The 17,616-nt window shown below is 49.3% G+C and carries 16 protein-coding genes; 7 read left to right on the top strand and 9 right to left on the bottom strand.

Features of this window, described 5'->3' with window-relative positions; translation table 11 throughout:
* Positions 1-14: 14 nt before the first annotated feature.
* Together H6F93_RS07530 and cupB are read left to right on the top strand one after the other, a co-directional pair.
* Positions 15-1,601, top strand: coding sequence for an NADH-quinone oxidoreductase subunit M (locus H6F93_RS07530; protein ID WP_190644643.1), 1,587 nt, complete (start codon positions 15-17; stop codon positions 1,599-1,601).
* Positions 1,602-1,708: 107 nt separating this feature from the next.
* Positions 1,709-2,839, top strand: a complete 1,131-nt coding sequence (gene cupB / locus H6F93_RS07525; protein WP_190644644.1) for a CO2 hydration protein CupB — start codon at positions 1,709-1,711, stop codon at positions 2,837-2,839.
* 13 nt (positions 2,840-2,852) lie between these two features.
* On the opposite strand, the gene H6F93_RS07520 is transcribed toward cupB, so the two are convergent.
* From H6F93_RS07520 to H6F93_RS07510, 3 genes are all read right to left on the bottom strand, one after another.
* The gene (locus tag H6F93_RS07520; RefSeq protein WP_190679942.1) at positions 2,853-3,773 is read right to left on the bottom strand and encodes a glycosyltransferase family 2 protein; all 921 of its coding nucleotides are present in this window, start codon (positions 3,771-3,773) and stop codon (positions 2,853-2,855) included.
* 90 nt (positions 3,774-3,863) lie between these two features.
* Positions 3,864-4,667, bottom strand: coding sequence for a hormogonium polysaccharide biosynthesis protein HpsJ (gene hpsJ-B / locus H6F93_RS07515; RefSeq protein WP_190679941.1), 804 nt, complete (start codon positions 4,665-4,667; stop codon positions 3,864-3,866).
* A gap of 523 nt (positions 4,668-5,190) precedes the next feature.
* Positions 5,191-6,267, bottom strand: coding sequence for an adenylate/guanylate cyclase domain-containing protein (locus tag H6F93_RS07510; RefSeq protein ID WP_190679940.1), 1,077 nt, complete (start codon positions 6,265-6,267; stop codon positions 5,191-5,193).
* 344 nt (positions 6,268-6,611) lie between these two features.
* On the opposite strand from H6F93_RS07510, the gene pgl reads away from it, so the two are divergent.
* The 4 genes from pgl to H6F93_RS07490 all read left to right on the top strand — a co-directional run bounded on the left by pgl (position 6,612) and on the right by H6F93_RS07490 (position 10,776).
* Entirely contained in the window at positions 6,612-7,352 is a 741-nt protein-coding gene (pgl, locus tag H6F93_RS07505; protein WP_190679939.1) for a 6-phosphogluconolactonase, read from the top strand.
* A gap of 197 nt (positions 7,353-7,549) precedes the next feature.
* Positions 7,550-8,320, top strand: coding sequence for a double zinc ribbon and FHA domain-containing protein (locus H6F93_RS07500; protein ID WP_190679938.1), 771 nt, complete (start codon positions 7,550-7,552; stop codon positions 8,318-8,320).
* 180 nt (positions 8,321-8,500) lie between these two features.
* A complete protein-coding gene (locus tag H6F93_RS35070; protein ID WP_190679937.1) occupies positions 8,501-9,976 on the top strand; it encodes a protein kinase domain-containing protein in 1,476 nt (491 codons plus the stop codon).
* Positions 9,977-10,068: 92 nt separating this feature from the next.
* Positions 10,069-10,776: a lecithin retinol acyltransferase family protein gene (locus H6F93_RS07490; protein ID WP_190679936.1), complete on the top strand. Its 708-nt coding sequence runs from the start codon at positions 10,069-10,071 to the stop codon at positions 10,774-10,776.
* Positions 10,777-10,785: 9 nt separating this feature from the next.
* On the opposite strand, the gene H6F93_RS07485 is transcribed toward H6F93_RS07490, so the two are convergent.
* From H6F93_RS07485 to H6F93_RS07470, 4 genes are all read right to left on the bottom strand, one after another.
* A complete protein-coding gene (locus H6F93_RS07485) occupies positions 10,786-11,406 on the bottom strand; it encodes an NADPH-dependent F420 reductase (protein ID WP_190644652.1) in 621 nt (206 codons plus the stop codon).
* A 51-nt stretch (positions 11,407-11,457) separates the two neighbouring features.
* Positions 11,458-12,354 (bottom strand): hypothetical protein, encoded by an 897-nt coding sequence (locus H6F93_RS07480; RefSeq protein ID WP_190679935.1) that lies wholly within the window; start codon positions 12,352-12,354, stop codon positions 11,458-11,460.
* 113 nt (positions 12,355-12,467) lie between these two features.
* The gene (locus H6F93_RS07475) at positions 12,468-12,920 is read right to left on the bottom strand and encodes an ester cyclase (protein WP_190679934.1); all 453 of its coding nucleotides are present in this window, start codon (positions 12,918-12,920) and stop codon (positions 12,468-12,470) included.
* A 49-nt stretch (positions 12,921-12,969) separates the two neighbouring features.
* Positions 12,970-13,710 carry an SDR family oxidoreductase gene (locus H6F93_RS07470; protein ID WP_242043342.1) on the bottom strand — a complete coding sequence of 247 codons (741 nt, stop codon included), beginning with the start codon at positions 13,708-13,710 and terminating at the stop codon, positions 12,970-12,972.
* Between the two features lie 90 nt (positions 13,711-13,800).
* On the opposite strand from H6F93_RS07470, the gene H6F93_RS07465 reads away from it, so the two are divergent.
* Positions 13,801-14,727, top strand: coding sequence for a LysR family transcriptional regulator (locus H6F93_RS07465; RefSeq protein ID WP_190679933.1), 927 nt, complete (start codon positions 13,801-13,803; stop codon positions 14,725-14,727).
* A 96-nt stretch (positions 14,728-14,823) separates the two neighbouring features.
* Here the strand turns inward: H6F93_RS07465 and H6F93_RS07460 are convergent, their stop codons facing one another.
* Both H6F93_RS07460 and H6F93_RS07455 read right to left on the bottom strand, forming a co-directional pair.
* Positions 14,824-16,059, bottom strand: a complete 1,236-nt coding sequence (locus H6F93_RS07460; RefSeq protein WP_199313540.1) for an MFS transporter — start codon at positions 16,057-16,059, stop codon at positions 14,824-14,826.
* Between the two features lie 88 nt (positions 16,060-16,147).
* Complete coding sequence (locus H6F93_RS07455) at positions 16,148-17,557, bottom strand: RuBisCO small subunit-like domain-containing protein (protein WP_190679931.1); 1,410 nt, start codon at positions 17,555-17,557, stop codon at positions 16,148-16,150.
* Between the last annotated feature and the right edge of the window lie 59 nt (positions 17,558-17,616).

Raw genomic sequence — 17,616 nt, 5'->3', positions numbered from 1 at the left:
GAGTAGCTTGTACGATGTTGAGTACCTTGATTTGGGCACCCGTTTTGGGAGCTACTGTAATTGCCTTTTTACCTCAGTTTTCCAATTCTGAGCGGGCCCGTCAGGCTGCTCTGGCGATCGCCATCTTTACTTTAGGATGGACTGTTTTTCTCATTACTCAATTTGATATCAGCAATGCAGGCTTGCAGCTTCAAGAGACGCTCCCCTGGGTTGAGCCGTTAGGGTTAACTTACCGCTTGGGAGTGGACGGGCTGTCCCTTCCGCTGGTCGTGATGAATAGCTTCCTGGTCGTGATAGCTATTTATAGTAGCGATCCAAAAATTAACCGTCCCCGACTTTACTATGCCCTCTTCCTATTGCTGGGGTCCGCCGTAGCAGGTGCATTTCTAGCTCAAAATTTGCTGCTATTTTTCCTGTTTTATGAGCTGGAGTTGATTCCTCTGTACCTGCTCATCGCCATCTGGGGTGGTGCAAGACGGGGATATGCAGCGACTAAGTTTTTAATTTACACCGCGACCTCTGGCATTTTGATTTTGGCTGCGTTCTTTGGGCTGACTCTGCTCACAGGCGTATCCACGTTTGACTATGCGGCTTTACAATCCCAAGCTTTGCCGCTAGGAACGCAAATCATTCTGTTAGTGACGCTGCTGGTCGGTTTTGGCATCAAGATTCCGCTAGTGCCGCTGCACACCTGGCTGCCCGATGCTCACGTTGAAGCTTCTACCCCAACATCAGTTCTTTTGGCAGGTATGCTGCTGAAATTGGGCACCTATGGGTTGCTGCGTTTTGGCTTAGGGCTGTTTCCTGAGGCTTGGCGAGTTTTGGCTCCCTGGTTAGCAGCGATCGCTGTCGTCAACGTTCTCTACGGCTCTTTTGTCGCGATCGCCCAAACCGACATGAAGAAAATTGTGGCCTATAGCTCGGTGGGTCACATGGGATTCGTGATTCTAGCCAGTGCCGCTGCCACGCCTTTGAGCATTTTGGCGGCAGTTGGGCAGATGGTTAGTCACGGGTTAATTTCAGCCCTTTTATTTCTGCTGGTTGGTGTGGTTTATTCCAAAACGGGAACTCGTGATGTCACCGTCTTGCGGGGACTGTTAAACCCAGAGCGCGGTTTGCCCCTAATCGGTAGTCTGATGATTGCAGGCGTAATGGCAAGTGGGGGGATTCCCGGGATGGTTGGGTTTGTCGCCGAATTTGTTGTTTATCGCAGCAGTTTTTCGGTCTTCCCAGTACAGACTTTGCTTTGCGTGCTAGGAACAGGACTAACAGCGGTTTACTTCTTGAACCTGGTAAACCGAGCCTTTTTTGGTAGACTGCCTGAGAATTTAGCAAACTTACCTCGTGTTTACTGGCGCGATCGCTTACCGTCAGTTGTGATGACAGTCTTAATCATCTTCTTGGGGTTGCAGCCGAGCTGGTTATATCGCTGGAGTGAAGGAACCTCTGCAGCTCTGGGTAGGCTGACACCAAGCCCCGCCATCAGTCACATGGCTCCATTACCCCTGATTGAAACTGTAGCTGTCAACCCACCTGAAATTGAACTAGTCTCCACACCTGCCTTTGAAAACTTTCAGCATTCAGCTTTATCCTTAGAGTAGAAATAAACTTCACCAATCTTTCCTGCCCCCAGTTGATTCGAAGATTGGCACTTAAACTGCGATCGCCCAATAGCTTTTTAAGAGAATAGCTTTTTAAGAGAAACCTAATGGTAAGTCTGACTCAGCAACCTTCTACCCACCCCCTAGCAGACATGATTCATTGTCTGGAATCAGGAGGGGCTCTATTACCTGACTCCCCCGACAATGTCTTAGAGGTAGTCGGCGTGTTGAAAAGCTACGGAGTTGTGTTGGACGCTTATTCGCGTAATTTAATCTACATCGCCGAGCAACAGTTTCTCGTTTTATTTCCTGCCTTTAAGTATTTTGATGGCGAAGTTTCGCTCAAAAAGCTGCTGCGACACTGGTGGCACGATCGGATCAACTACGAATATGCAGAATACTGCATGAAAGGGATGCTGTGGCACGGTGGCGGCGGCTTGGATGACTACCTGGATTCTGCTGAGTTTAGTCGACGAACTGAGGCAGCGATTCAAGCCAAAGTTGGTGGCACTCCAATGCAGTTGCTACATAAGCTATTTTCTAACTTTTTGCCAGAGCAAGTGCGGCAACTAGCTTATTACAGTGGTCTGGGACAGTTTTGGCGAGTGATGAGCGACATGTTCATAGACCTGTCTGATCTCTATGACCAGGGAGAAGTTCAGACGATCGCCGATGTCGTAGCTCACATTCGTGATGCTTTAGTTGAGGCAGCTGCGCTGCCCATCACCTATGCCGTCACAATCAAGGGGCAAACTTACGAGATCATTCCCAAATCGGTCGGGTTAACTTTTCTGGCGGATACAGCTCTCCCCTACGTCGAGGCTGTCTTTTTCCGATCGTTTCCCTTCTTTGGCACTGTCTCCTACAATGCCCAAGCCCACCAAATTTCAGAAAAGCCGGGTGACTTCAGCTATGGAGCACTATTTGCTGACCCTTTACCCATAGGTAGCGCTGGCATTCCACCGACCTTGCTGATGCAAGACATGCGGCACTACTTGCCTGGCTATCTGCATGATTTTTACATGCAGGGGTTGCGCGGGGAAGATGACCTGCGAGTCAAAATTTGCATCAGCTTCCAAAAATCGATGTTTTGTGTCACCACTGCAACCGTTTTAGGGCTGATGCCACACCCGCTTGACACAACTGACCCAGTGCAGCGTCAGGAAAACCGAACTCATCTAGAGAATTGGATGGATCGCCTTCTAACCTCTCGCTTAGCTGATGTCCAGAGCGAATAAAGTTGGGCAAGCGCTACTGAGCAGAGCGAGCCGATATAGCTTCTGGGGATGGTTCCATTTGCCCTGATGCTGCTAAAGCAGATATTGAGGGCTGTTCTGGAATGGACTTCACCATCGGCACGGGCATGTGTTTCATCTCCCAGGCTTTCAGCAAAATTAGATATTCATAAAACGCTTGGAGTGTACACCAAGCAAGACCTGATCGCCCATCCAGGAAGCCACCCAAAAAAATATACATGTACACAAAGCGAACCAGCGGACGGAACGGAACACGCAAAGACAAATCTTTTAGTGCTCGACGACGCTCGACTTCTGAAGCTCCAAATAATAGCTTCTGCCAATCAACTTTTCCCTGCTCAAGCTGATGCAGCGTCTCAGCTGCTTCATCGGTGGAGTAGCGGTTGTGCTTGTCAATCCAGCGGCTCAAGCCTTTGCTACACGTATAGTGAGGGTAGGTTTCTCGTAAGAATCCTGTAGAACCTTCAGAAACTTCACGCTCGGTGTGCCCATAGTCAGCAAACCACACTTTGCCGTGTCGCAGTAGCCGAAGCTGATAGCGCGGATATTGAGTGCTGCGACGAATCCACTTGCCCAGGAAGATAACTCGTTCAGCCACGTAATAGCCAACGTGTTTGTCACTCTGGATTACCTGCAAACATTCCTGAAACAGGTCCGGAGTCATTCGTTCATCGGCTTCCAGAATGTATACCCAATCGTGCTTGGGGGGAAGCGATTCCAGCATCCAGGTTCGCTGTTTGCCATGACTTTCAAAGGTGTGCTGTACGACTCTTACGGGGTAGCGGTTAGCGATTTCAACGGTGCGATCGCTACTGTAAGAATCAACAACAATTACGTCGTCCGAAAGTAGAGCCGACTCAATACAGTCAGCAATATCAATCTCTTCGTTGTGAGTGAGGATGTAGATCGTAAACATAGTGTCTAACGGTTCAAGCTGAAACGGACGTCAGGCAGAACACACCCCACTTCTGGCAAAATTGGGTAGAAAATTGGCAGAGAGTCAAATTCAGCCTGCTCGATTAGGTTGCCCTAATGCCCTTAAGCCTGACCAGCCAATAATGATGTAGCCAATCGCCAACAGCAAACTGCTGATGCCAATTCGCAATCCTGACTTGAGGGCTTCAGTCCTAGCGGTGCGAAGGGCATCTTCTCGGCGAGTACCAATCTCAGTCTCAAATTGAGTTCGCAGTTCACCAACTCGCTGCTCGATGTACTGGTCTAAAGCTGCTGGATCATCCCTAAACTGCCGCAATAGCTCCGCCTGCTGCTCAGGAACCTGCCCAGAGGCGATCGCCTGCTCCAGCAAATCTTCATTCTCTAGAAGCTGAACAATCTGCTGACGCTGCTGCTGCACCTCAGCATTGAGCCGAGTGCCCAGTTCAGTCTGCGCTTGGTCAGCTTCCTGAGCGATCTGTGCGAGCGATTGCTGACTGTCAATGCGAACATTGTTAAGGTGCAGAGGAAAGATGAGTAGATACAGTAGCCCTAGAAGGCAAGACAGCACCAGTGCCCAAAATTGAAGCGATTGCCAGCTTTTTTGTTTTTGAGGAGCGGTACCCAGATCACTGCCGACCCAAGAGCCAGTCAATAGCAGCGCGATGCCAATCATGGGAATGATTCCCCGATCTACTACTTGCGTCGTGAAACTCAGAAGCCACTGAGTACTGCCATCTCCACTGAAGTTGTAGGGCATTGGCAGAATGATCATGTCTAGCAGGGAAGCTAGAATCATGACTATACCGACGGTTTTCAGTGCTAAAGAAACGAGTGGCGAGAGTTGGCGGCGATTAATCGCTTTGGGTGAACTCATAATAAATTTACGTTGCTGTCCGTTTCAAATTTAAGCGGGATAGTACCCAGCTTAGGATACCAACCAAAGGGGCACTACAGACCACGCTAATCTTGAAGGCAGGGAGTTGGGCTAAGGAATGCTTACGAGTTCACCAGACCTGTCGTAGCCGGACAAAGTCCTTCAACTTGAAAGGTATCTAACTTCTAATATGCCCCCAGAAAATCCTGCCTTAAACATCATGTTCCTCAGTTGACACCTGAAAACCGGAGAGGTAAATGCAATATCTTTCAGCAAGGATGACTAATTCCCAATTAGCTCCTGCTAGAGATGTGACAAAGGCTTGGTAGGGGCACAACACACTGCCTTTAGCCTTCACGCTGTTTGCCTAATAGGTTGCAGAAATCACTACAAAAGCAGGTGAATAGTAAAGATCCTGGCAAAAAAATTGGCATTTTGCACCACTCCGATACAAAATATACGGAAAAAATACATTTTCGGATGTGACAGCTTGAGCAAAATCTGGCGCAGGTCGGGTACGAAACTAGTTTGGGAAAAGGTAGTGAACAACAACTGGAGTCGCGAGTCCCTTTAACAGTTGGTCTCGACGCTGCCAGGTGCAGCTTTGTAAAACCTTTTCAACGCTCGTGTCTTGCATCAGAGCTTCTGTAACGGCAATGTTGTTGCCCTGATTAGTTGCTTGAACTCTAGCCGCCGTATTGACTGTAATACCGAAGTAATCTGGGCGATCGTTGAGAGTGACGCTAATGCAGGGTCCAACATCGATACCGATTTTAAGGATGAGCTGATCTTCTAAAGGTAAAGAGAGTTGCTGGTTGAGGAGGACAATTTGTTGGTGCATAGCGATCGCTGCCCTTAATGCATCAACAGGCGTAGTGAACGCCCCCATAACCGCGTCGCCGATAGTTTTGACAACAACCCCATTGTGCTCGTTTACAAGCTGAAATAGCAGATCAAAGTGTTTTCGTACCAGATCATAGGCTCTAGAGTCACCCCGACGAGAATAGAGCGCCGTTGAACCTGCCAAATCTGTAAATAGAATTGCGACTCGGCGAATCAGCAAGCTTTCGTTGGGTGGGATGGTTTCGCGGGGAAACAAATCGCGAAACGCCTGTAAGGTCAGCATTCGGTGTCCTGATACGACTCCGTAGCGGCGATCCATCCGAGTTCGAAATTCTGGATCATCGGCTTCGGGTTCCAGTTTGCGGAGCCGTTCGTCAATGCTAAAGGTGACACGAACCTGCTCATCAGCATCCGTCTTGTGAACGTGGTTGCACGCAGGGCAAGTATGAAGCGATCGCAAATCACTGAGATGCTTAGGGCGAAAATCGAGTCCATGACAAGCAGGGCATTCAATTTCCCAGTTGAGTGTAACGATTCCTTCTTTAAGGGCAATAACCAAGATCTGCAGCATTTCTCGTTCGGGGAGCCGCAGATGGGTTGCCAACAGGCGAGGATTTGCTCGATAAAGTTCGCGTCCGGGTTGCTCATCCAGAAGGTGAGCCAATTTCTCTTGAATTGCCGGATCAACAGCGTAGTTATCCAGGACTGCAACCGCTTTAGCAATAACTTGTTTGCGTACTTTGTGAAGCTTTAGCACTGCCCGTCTAATCTCCGTTGGAAGGGATTTTGGTAGTGCGCCCTGATCGAACTCCGTGAAGATGCTTAGAGAAATACTGAGATGCTTTTTATTCTACTGGGGACTGCGAGTCGTTGAAATGAGCAAGTAGCGCTTTGTGACAGGTTGAGACAGAGCGGCTCTCAGCAGATAAACTCCTGCTAGGTTAGGGCTATGGCTGTTAGAAGTGCAGGTAATCTCAAACTTACATCTGTAACACGAGTACGCTGTGCTAGTTTAGCTGTAATTTTTGGAAAGAAAAACTTGTTTCGACTAGCAAGCCGGTCAGGGCGCATTCTAAAACTGATTGAAAGGGTTAAATTCTGATGAGTAGAAAGGTAGAAGTTCTGCCTGACCGAAGCGCAATTGTGCAGCGATCGCTTGAGCTCGTTCTAGCTAGTCTGCAAAACGCTTTAGCAGAGCGAGGTCAGTTCACGATTGCCCTAGCAGGTGGCAGTACGCCAAAACCTCTATATGAGGCGATCGCCAGCCAAGACCTGCCCTGGGACAAAATTCATGTGTTTTGGGGTGACGAACGGTATGTTCCTGCTGACCATCCCGACAGCAATGAGGGCATGGCTCGTCATGCCTGGTTAGATCAGGTAGCAATTCCTCCTGCCAATATTCATCCCATCCCAACCGATGAAGCTGACCCTGCGATCGCTGCCCAAAAGCACGAACGCCAGCTTCAGGAATTTTTTCAACTCGGAGCAGGAGAGTTTCCGGCACTGGATGTGGTGCTGTTAGGAATTGGAGACGACGGGCATACCGCTTCTTTGTTTCCTCATACTGAAGCATTGACTGTGCGCGATCGCTTAATCACCGTTGGGAATAAGGATGGACAACCGCGCATCACCTTTACCTACCCTCTGATTAATCAAGCGCGTACCATCATTTTTCTAGTAACGGGTGCTAACAAGCAAAATGCGCTAGCGCACATTTTGGCTGAAACCGGAGACGAAACAACTTATCCGGCTCGGCTAATTCAACCGCAAGGGCAACTTTGGTGGCTACTCGATCAAGCAGCAGGTGAGAGCCTTGACCCATCGCTGCTTGCTTCGGTGTAGAACTTTTTGATTTGATCAGCAGGTTTTTGCCAAAGCGACTCAGAAAGCGACAAAATGGGAATCTGGGGTGGCGTAGGCAAATTTAATTGCTCCTATCGGTTCAGTTGAATTTATCGATGAACTTGTAGAGTAAAGTTGAAAATTCCCTGTTCAGAAGCTGGCACTCCTTTAATAATGTCGATAGAGCGAGAAATGGCATGATTGTCTGTCCTAATTGCAATCACCAAAACCCGGATGGGGCTGTTCAGTGTGAGGCCTGCTATACGCCTCTGCCCATGATGATGAATTGCCCGAATTGCAGCTCGACCGTACAGGCAGATGCCAGCTTTTGTGGGCAATGCGGCTTTAATCTGCGAACGGCTGCGGGCAAAGAGGCTGGGGCCGTAGAGCCACCTCCGACCGTAGCCCCTAGTTTTGAAATTCCTGATTTGCTGCCTGCAGAGCCACTAGTGGAGCCAGAGCCCTTGATGGCGAGTGTGTCCCATGCTGAGCCAGAAGCAGGCTCAGGCGTTCATTCTCCTGATCCAGTCCCTCCTGCTCCTGTCTCTGAGGGGCAGAATGTTGCCCATTCAGCACCGCCACCACCGCCGCCACTGCCACTGCCAGATCCTTCGGCTGATTTCAAAACCCAGCTTCAAATTCAGTCGGCGCGTTTGCTACATGTGCAGACGAATGCAACGATTGAACTGCCTCAAAATCTATCGGTAATTCATTTAGGTAAACCAAACGATCGGATTCCCCCCGATGTGGATGTTTCCGGATTTCCGAATTCTGAAATTGTTTCTAGAATTCATGCAGATATCCGGGTCGAAGGAGGGATTTACTACATTGAAGATGTGGGTAGTTCAAATGGAACCTACATTAATAATGCCCCACTGCCTATTGGCAATCGCCATCGATTGCGCTCAGGCGATCGCATTGCTCTAGGAAAGGGCGATCGCGTTACCTTTTTGTTTCAGCTTGCTTGATCCAAACTGAAATATTGGTTATGAATAGTCGAATAATTTGTCATTGATAAAGGCAACTCTTAGTCAAAAACTCTTTGCTTTGGTTTTGAGCAAAGCAGCGTAGCATAATAGAAAGTTTCAAATTGGAAGCTTAGCGTTCTCCCGTTTATTCCAGCCCTTCTCAGACTCCAAGTTGCCAGTGTGATTACTCTTTCTCTTTTACATCCACTTAAGCAAATCCCAGTTCAGGTTTGGACTTTTGAGAATGAGTCTGTGATTCGTATTGGTCGCTCGACCGACAATCATGTGATCCTCTATAGCGCAGTGGTGTCTCGCCATCATGTGGAATTGCGTAGGGTTGGGGCAAACTGGGAAATTCTAAACCTGGGCACAAACGGCACCTACTTAGACGGCAAACGCATTACTCAAGTACCGATTTTGGATGGAGCGGTGATGCGTCTGGCGCGGTCAGGACCCAATATTCAGATTCGGATTGGGACTGAGGCAAACAAAGATCTGCCTAACACCATGACTGGCGATCGCACAATCAGCCAGCGCACAGACTACGCCTTTTCGGATACTGAAATCACAGGACGCAGCGGGGAGCCTCCATCGGAGTTTGGAGATACCGAAAGCAGCATCGAAAACCCAAAGAAAACCGTGTCGTCCGTCGGAATGATCCCAGTACCGCCCCATCTGCAAATTTCATCGGAACCTAGCAGCGATATTTCGGGAACGATTCCTAAACCCCCAAATTCTTTTGGAAAAGCCATTGCCAGCAATGCACTCAGCGGACTAGATAGCATGGACACGTCTGAGTCAGACTGTACTCATCAGCGGGGGGGTGGTCTGTTTTGCGTTGATTGCGGACAACCGCTGCAAGTGCTGCAAACCCTTGGAGACTATCAGCTTGTCAAAGTATTGGGTGAGGGTGAAATCGGCATTACCTACCTCGTCTGGCGAAATGGTCAAAATCTGGCGCTAAAGACGCTGAACCCAGACTGGATTGATAACCCCCAGGCGCAAGCTGCGCTGGAGTGCGAGGCAGAGATTTTGCGGCAGATCAACCATCCCCAAATTCCCCGATTGGTTGATTTTTTTGCGATCGCCCAATGTCCCTACCTAGTAATGGAAATGATGATTGGCAATACAGTCGCTCAACAGGTGATGGCAGAAGGCCCAATTCAGTTCCATCAGGCAATCGATTGGATTTTAGAAATCTGTGGACTGTTGGATTACTTGCACGCATTTACACCGCCAATCTTACATCGCGGAATTAGACCGACAAGCTTGATTTACCAGAGCGCTCCGTTTGCCGCAGGAGAAATGGCTCTGGTTGATTTTGGGGCAACCAAAGCTGTAGTTTTAGGACAAGAAAACCCCGCCGGATCTACGGGTTATTCTGCCCCTGAGCAGCTAGACATTAATGCGACTCCTGCAGTTGACCTGTATGCTTTGGGTCCCATGCTGGCATTTTTGCTAACGGGTCAAAATCCAATCTCGTTTTATGGCGATCGCGGTGAAGGATACCGATTTTGTGCAGAGTCAGTGCCCAATGTGCCTCCTGCAATTCGTGCCGTAATGCAGAAAGTCACTAATCCTGATCCTGAACAACGCTTCGATTCGGCAAGTTTATTCGCTGACGCGCTTCGGCAAGCCGCTCACCAACAGGACTAACTCCCTCGAATTGTGGAACACTCCTTGAAGCCGGTTGCGCTAAATTACCTCTAAGCCAGAGCGAAAAAATAGAGAGCAATAGAGACAGAACTATGGCGCGAGGAGATCAAATCTACGTGATGCGTCCGTTTCTTGGACAAGACGGGGTCTACGAGCATCACGGCATCGACTGTGGCGACGGTACGGTGATTCACTATCGCAAGGTTGGGGAAGCGACAATTAGCCGGACTTCTGTAGAATCTTTTGCAGCGGGCAATCCCATTTTTGTGAAGCACCAGCCCAGATCTTATATTCCTGACATTGTCATGCAGCGGGCCGAGAGTCGTCTGGGAGAGCAGCAGTATAACCTGGTTTCAAATAACTGTGAGCATTTTGCTAACTGGTGCAAGACTGGAGTGAGCGAAAGCCAGCAGCTTAACAACTTTGGCTTGGGCATTGGCGGTGTGGGAGCAACAGCAGCACGGGGATTGATTCAAGAGGCTGCAACGGAGTCTGATCCAATTCAATCGATTTACCTGTCAGATCATGCGCTGCGAAATATTGCGATCGCCAAAGCTCAGCTTCAGCCACAATATGACCGGACTCAAGCGGATGTAGAGACTTGGCATCGGGTTGCCCAACTTGCCCTGAAGCAAGGCAAACCAGAGCCAATCGTTCGGGCGGCTCTAGAGCGAAAGGTTGCCGCAAAGCGACGAGCCGCAGACTTTAAAGCACAACTTGATCAGCTGAGTGTAATGGAAGCAGATTTGCTGCGAAATCAGTTAGTTTTGCAGCAGCGAATGGTAGCTCCTTCAGTGTAGTTTTCACTTCTACGGGCTGGAAATGAGCGAGTTCGCCTCCCGTGCAGACAGGGTTTTGTTGTAGATATCTGCACCCGGTTCTTGAATGCGGCTGTTATGTAATGAACCTGTATCTACTGGAGCAAAACCGATCGCTTCGATCAGCTTGGAAACGGTCTGTTTTGCTTCAGCATCATCTCCAGCAATGAAGATAGCTCGTCGTTCTTCTAGAGGCTTGGTCGGATCTCCTTGCTCTCGTAAATGAACCCAATAAATCGTATTGAATGCCTTGATGACTTTTACGTCAGGCAAGCGACTGGCAATGAATTCGCTATGAGTTAGCCCTTGCAGGTCGATTGTGCCATCGCGCTCGGGATAATAATTGCCTGCATTCACCAAGATTTTGCCTTTGAGCGCTTCTGCTGGCAAATCAGCATAACGACCAAATGGAATTGCCTCAATCACGATTTCTCCAAACTCAGCGGCTTCTGTCACAGTTGCAGCGTGGGCGTTAGGGCCGAGTTGTATCACCAGTTCTTGCAAAGATTCTGGGCCTCTGGAATTGCTGATAGCGATCGCGTGACCTGCACGAGTCAGCAGTTCGGCTAAGGTCGCGCCGATGTTTCCTGCACCAATGATGCCAATGTTCATAACATGCTCCAATCGTTATTTTGTTTCCCCACTCTTTAGGGATATGCATTATCAAGCAGCGTCCAACCACAGAGCCAGGTTTCGTATGTAAGTGTGAATATCTTCAAGTGCCTGTGGGTTTTGAGCAATGCCGTCTCCAACAGGTTCAGACACAAAACTAGGACATCCAAAGTTTGTATCCCAGTTGTAGTCACAGAAGTGGTGAAAGGTGGACTCAGCCACCGCCCGTCCCAATTTGTGCCCTGAAGAATCTACTGCTTGTTCAAAGATCACTGCCAGAGTAAATGGACGTCCGCTAATTTTGCTGGTGCCTGTGGCGATCGCCCTAATGCCAGAATCCCCATTCAGTGGAACACCCACTGCGCCCTCATGGGGATGAGCGGGTAAATATTGAAGGGCTTCTCCTGTAGGACGCAGCAAAAGCCCATGCAGCGGTTCCGTTGGCTGGATCACCTGATAGTCTCCATTTCGCCCGGAATGATAATTTGGCCAACTGATTTCTTGAGTTTCCTGGTCATCTCGCTGCTGCCGATCCAGTTCCGGTTCCGGGTTTTGGCTGTGAAAGAAATGCGTGGAAGCCAGCGGGTGGCAAGCTCCGCTAAGTTTGCCCAGTGAAGACCCCAAATCTTGGTGATCACGAGTAGTCAGGATTGCTCCGCCTCGTTGCCGAAACCGCTGAATTCCTTCGCAATCTGCTGCGCTTAAGCCATCTCCCACATCCACAGCAAATAGCCAAAGCTGACTAAAATTTGACTGATCGAGGTTACTTAACACTGGATCGTTGCCCTGCTGATCGGTTTGTCGATCTCGTGCTGTCACTTCAAAGAGAGGTTTTCCATCCGCGTCAGTGAGAGAGGCGAGGTAATCCTGCAATAGAGAGAATCGCGCGATTGCCCAATCGTCAGGGTGAGTTTGAATCGTCGTTTGTAGCAGGATGTGACTAACCATAAGGAGATCTCTTCTCAAGCAAAATACAACTACAGAAATCCTATTTGCTCTAAGGTTATATGTTTGCGTAACCTTTTAGATTTGAGATCCTGCACCCATAATGTTAAGCCTCGTTATTTGAGAATCAACGGCGTTAGAACAGGAGCCATTAACATTTCAAATTCCAGGTTGGTCGCACTCACGACGTTTTCGACAATTTTGCCGTCCCGTAGCCGCATCACATGAGTTTCGATAAACGTGATATTTCGATTGGTTGCGGCCACACCAAAGAATTCTTTCGCATGGGTTTGCACTGACCGAAACCGAACAACGACGCGATCGCCTGCTGCAAATATATCTTCGACAATCATCTCTAAACCCGGAACGGGTGGAAATGCATCAAAAAAGGTACTGAAAATCTGCTTGTATTGCTCACGTCCGTCGATTGGGCCATCGGGCTTTAATCCGGTAATCGCTTGCACATCGTCATCTAAAACATCTGCCGCAACTGTCATATCGCCCCTACCCAAAAACTGTTCTACAAAGATACGGGCAGTTGCCAGATTCTGTTCTTCCGTTGGAGTCATGGTTAATTTTTCTTGCCGTCGTTGCGTTGTGTTTTGATTCCAGGATGAATTACCAAGGAAGCGCGATTGCCCCTCCAAATTTCCGCATCTCTGCAAAAAACTTACCCTGTGCGCCACCTTCTGGCAGAGTTGCTAAATATGCAGCGGTTTCGGCTCCTTCATCAGCAGTAAACGGCGCGTTAGAACCGCCCATGTCAGTTTGCATCCAGCCAGGAGAGTAAGCGTTGACCAAAATATTAGTGCCCTGCAGCTCCTTTGCTAGGATTGCCGTCAGTCCATTCAGCCCTATCTTAGAAAGGCGGTATGAAGGAGCCAATGGATAGTAATCACTCCCCATTAACGTGAAAGAAGCCATCTCCGTAGAGACGTTGACAATCCGCCCATAGTTCTGTGCTTTCATTAGCGGCAACAGGGCTTGAACAATTCGAGCAACCGCCAACACGTTCGTTTCAAAGGTTGAGCGCATAATTTCTAACTGAGTAGTGAGCAGGCTAGCTTCTTCTGGCTGCGCTGTTGGGTTAACTCCCGCATTGTTGATTAGAATGTCGGCTCTGCCGTGAGCCTGCTGCAACCAAGTTGTGAACTGCTGCACACTCGCCTCGCTTGTTACATCCAGGGGGTGGAAATCGACCTGAATGTTTTCCTGAGCTAGCCGCTGTTGAGCAGCACGACCGTCTTGCTCTTTACGACTGGTCAGAATGACTTGAATTTCCTTTTGAGCTAGTTGACGGGCGATCGCATATCCCAGCCCTTTATGACTACCTGTCACTACTGCAACTCTCTGCGCCATAGTCATCCAATGCTAGTTAAGTTTGCTCTGTCGTTACCGTAACAACCCTTAAACTAGTGAGCAAGATGATTTTTTAGATAAATAGTATTAATGAAATCAATAAATTTGGCAGCGATTGATCTAAACCTGCTAGTTGCCTTTGAAGCCCTGCTGGAGCATCGCAGCGTGACCAAAGCTGCCGAGCAGCTTCAAGTAGGACAACCTGCAATGAGTGCGTCGCTCAATCGGTTGCGAATTTTATTTGAAGATGAGCTGTTTGTGCGGTTGGGGCGACAGATGCAGCCAACACTCAAAGCGCAGGCGATCGCCCCCAGTATTTTGGCAGCGCTGCAGCAGATTCGCCAAACTGTCACTGCAAGTCAAGCATTTGAGCCAGCCAATAGCGCTCGCACCTTCGCCATTGGCAGTTCAGATTACACCAGTTTGGTTTTGGTGCCGCCGCTGCTAGAGTTTGTCCGTAAAACCGCACCATCCATCAACTTTCACATGATTGGTTATGAAAAAGATGACTTGGGTGAGTTGTTAGAACAAGGGGCGATCGAAGTTGCGTTAGGAGTTTTTCCAAACCCACCTCGGCAAACCGACTGGGAGCCTATTTTTACAGAACGATTTGTCGGCATTGCCCGTCTGGGGCACCCCGATATAAAGCATGGAACAATGAATTTAGAAACCTTTGCGTCTCTATCTCACGCACTGACTACGCTGCGGCGAGACAGCATCGGTGCAATTGACCATGCGCTGAATGAGCAGAACTTAGCGCGTCGAATTGCTTTAACGACTCCCCACATGTTGATTTTGCCGTGTGCAATCGCATCCAGTGATTTAGTTGCCGCAGTTCCCCATCGTCTTGCTCTTCAAATGGCAAGTATTTACCACTTGAGGCTGTTTGAACTTCCAGTCAAAACAAAGCCCTGGAAAGTTTCGATGGTGTGGAGCAAATTGAGCGATCGGGATGAGGCAGTCTGTTGGTTGCGCGATGCCATTAGAACGGTGTGCAAAACTTTTGATGCTGCATGACGAAATCAAAGGTTCAAGCTGTACAAACAAAGGATTGAGCCGTCGCAACAAAAAATTTAGCGCTGCAAGCAAAGTGTTTTAAAGAAAATCTGAAAGTTATGGGGTGCTGTGGCTTTTGGCGATCGCCCTTCCCTGTTGCCTAAACCAACCCAGTGCCCCTAGCACAACCAGAATCATCAGTAGTCCTGTGTAGTTGACAGCAGCCCAGCTAAAACGCTCTAGCAGTCTGCCGGAGAGGAACGTGGCAAAGGCGACGAAGGCAAACATCAAAAAGTCGTGCATTGCTTGCGTTTTTGCCCGTTCCGTTGGAGCGTATGCCTGAGTTAGCAAAGTGCTGGAACCCACAAACATAAAGTTCCAGCCAATTCCTAGCAGCAATAGCGCAAAGCCAAAGTGAAGTGCCCCTGTTCCCGTCAGGTTGATGAAGATGCATAAGCTGCTGAGGATAGCCCCAATAAAAATAATCCTCAGAGTGCCAAATCGGGCAATCAGAAATCCAGTAAACAGTGACGGTACAAACATTCCCAACACATGCCACTGAATCACCGATGCGGCTGTGTTGAAGGAATGATCAAAAGCAACCATTGCTAGCGGCGTGGCAGTCATCACCATGACCATTACGCCATAGCCCAACATGCTGCCTAAAACGGCAACGATAAAGATAGGCTGTTGAGCGATTGCCCCCAAACTACGCCCGCTCTTTTGCCGCTCTTGCTCAGACAAAGGCGGAATATCAATCCCGCTCAGCAAAACCAGTGCCGCAATTTGCAGAATCACAATCATCACTAAGCAACCCGCATATTCAGCCGAAGCAGCTTGATTAAGCAGTAGCTCATTCGCGAGAGATTGTTCAACAAACCAATCCTTTGACCAAATAGCTAATCCTGGTCCGGCGATCGCCGCAATAATTCCACCCGATACCACAAAAGAAATAGCCTGACTGCGAAATGCCTCAGTTGCCGCATCTGCTGCCGCAAATCGGTAGTAGCCCACAAATCCGTTGAAACAGCCGAATACCAGCGTTGCTAAACAAAACAGGCTAAAACTAGACTGGAAAATCGCCAAAACGCCCAGTCCTGCCCCCACTGCCCCGATCAGCACCCCGACCATAAACCCTAAACGTCGCCCAACCTGCCGCATCAGCAGTGCCGCTGGAATAGTTGCACACATCGTTGCAAGCTGTAACAGCGCTAGAGGTAGCGTGGCGAGAGATTTGTCCGCCGCAAGAGAAACACCAACCAGGGCCGCTATGGTAAACAGAATGATGCTGCCTGTCATCGCCAATGCCTGACAGGCGACCAGGAGCGATACGTTTTTCTTTGCCTGATTCACGGTTAAAGCGTCCCTGGAAGTGAAGATTGTATGGACAAAAATCATCCCAGGGGTAGAGCGGTCGCTACTTCCTGCTATCGGGTCATCACTAGTTCCTGCCGTTGGGTCGTTGAATAATCGTTTCTAGCACTCGCTGCTTGGCGTTGGGGTCGATTCCCACCAGGCGAATGTAGTCGCGATCGTGTTCGTTGAGGCAAGCTTCGAGGGCGGCGATCGCTTCTGCTTCATTTCCGTGAACTGTGGCATAGCTTTGCCAAGAGTTCGTGCGAAAACGGCGATCGCTAACAAACTCAATTCCTAGCTTTTGCCCACTCCTCAAAATGTCGCGCACCTGCTGCACCATCTCTAGACCCAGCCTGGAACCAGAACTTGACCCTTCGTAGGAAGCTGCACGAGGGAGTCGAGTCGAAGTGTGAGGGTCAAAGTGAATGCTAGAGGAATTAGAGGAATTGGAAGAACTGGGAGAACCGGAACTACCGTTGCCGCTGTGACCGTTCGAGGAAGCGGGGGTTGAACGACTTGATTCTGGGCGATCAGAGGATGACCAGTTTTGCCGGGTGGCGTTTGCAGAAGTTTCTGATAGCTGCGTCTGGTCGTCGCGGCGAGTTTCGTTGTACTCCCTGCCCAGATATTCGCGTCCCAAGCGCATTTGCTCAACGCGCTGCTGCTCTATTACCATCTCGTTGCCCAACTCTTTCAGGTGTGACAGGCTGAAGTCGGGTTTTTGGAACTCGGGGGGGCGATCGTTACTGTTGACGACACGCAGTGAGACTTGATCAAACCCAACTTCGTGAATAAACTTTCGCACCTGTTCGTCGTAGAGGCGCGATCGCAACGCTCCAAAAAAGTCGATCGCCTGATTGGGGAACGTATCCACCAGTTGCTCTATATCAGACTGGGATAGCCCATCTTGAGCAAAAATGCCGCCAACAATACCAACTCGATCGGGGCGATCGGGTTCCCAGTAAAACTTTTCCATTCGCCCATCCCGCACCAGCGGTGCGTAGAGCGTCGAAAAGTCATTCCCTGTGACAATAATTGGCACTCGATGCAGCGGCGTAGAGTCATAGCTGCCCGGAAGCTGCACGTTTGTAGGATTGTCGGCAATGTTCATCAACGTACCGTTGACCAACTGAGTGTTAACGGTATACTGCGTCGTCGCGTCAAACCGTCCCGCTCCAGCATCCAAGTCGTTGATCATCAGGGCGACCATTTTGCCCCGCACCCGAATCAACTCTGCTGCTTCCCGATAGCGCAAGCGAATTAAACGCGCCGAATCGCCCGCATCAGGGCTTTCCAGTTCACCTGCTGACATGTGTACCACCTCAATACCCATGCGCTCGTAAACCAGTTCACATTGAAATGACTTTCCCTCGCCCTTGCGCCCATGAATTCCCAAGATCAGCGGAACTCGAACACCAGGCAAATTCAAAAAATTCTTGGTGATATGCACCGCTAACTTGTCAAGAAAGCGGGGTGAAATGTAGTACTTTGACATAAATCTGTTTAACCCTTCCCAACGTATCCCCCATTTTGTTCGCAGGGATACAGCAGGAC

The organism is Leptolyngbya sp. FACHB-671 (genome assembly GCF_014695745.1).
GTDB lineage: Bacteria > Cyanobacteriota > Cyanobacteriia > Elainellales > Elainellaceae > JAAUTN01.
The sequence above is the reverse complement of the archived record's forward strand: the minus strand, read 5'-3'. Positions and strand labels throughout refer to the sequence as shown.

Coding starts and splice junctions, on each gene's coding strand:
- H6F93_RS07480 (WP_190679935.1), bottom strand. CDS start 12,354: ATGGTTAGTCACATCCTGCTACAAACGACGATTCAAACTCACCCTGAC.
- H6F93_RS07500 (WP_190679938.1), top strand. CDS start 7,550: ATGATTGTCTGTCCTAATTGCAATCACCAAAACCCGGATGGGGCTGTT.
- H6F93_RS07455 (WP_190679931.1), bottom strand. CDS start 17,557: ATGTCAAAGTACTACATTTCACCCCGCTTTCTTGACAAGTTAGCGGTG.
- H6F93_RS07530 (WP_190644643.1), top strand. CDS start 15: ATGTTGAGTACCTTGATTTGGGCACCCGTTTTGGGAGCTACTGTAATT.
- H6F93_RS07465 (WP_190679933.1), top strand. CDS start 13,801: ATGAAATCAATAAATTTGGCAGCGATTGATCTAAACCTGCTAGTTGCC.
- H6F93_RS07490 (WP_190679936.1), top strand. CDS start 10,069: ATGGCGCGAGGAGATCAAATCTACGTGATGCGTCCGTTTCTTGGACAA.
- H6F93_RS07485 (WP_190644652.1), bottom strand. CDS start 11,406: ATGAACATTGGCATCATTGGTGCAGGAAACATCGGCGCGACCTTAGCC.
- hpsJ-B (WP_190679941.1), bottom strand. CDS start 4,667: ATGAGTTCACCCAAAGCGATTAATCGCCGCCAACTCTCGCCACTCGTT.
- H6F93_RS07520 (WP_190679942.1), bottom strand. CDS start 3,773: ATGTTTACGATCTACATCCTCACTCACAACGAAGAGATTGATATTGCT.
- pgl (WP_190679939.1), top strand. CDS start 6,612: ATGAGTAGAAAGGTAGAAGTTCTGCCTGACCGAAGCGCAATTGTGCAG.
- cupB (WP_190644644.1), top strand. CDS start 1,709: ATGGTAAGTCTGACTCAGCAACCTTCTACCCACCCCCTAGCAGACATG.
- H6F93_RS07475 (WP_190679934.1), bottom strand. CDS start 12,920: ATGACTCCAACGGAAGAACAGAATCTGGCAACTGCCCGTATCTTTGTA.
- H6F93_RS07470 (WP_242043342.1), bottom strand. CDS start 13,710: ATGGCGCAGAGAGTTGCAGTAGTGACAGGTAGTCATAAAGGGCTGGGA.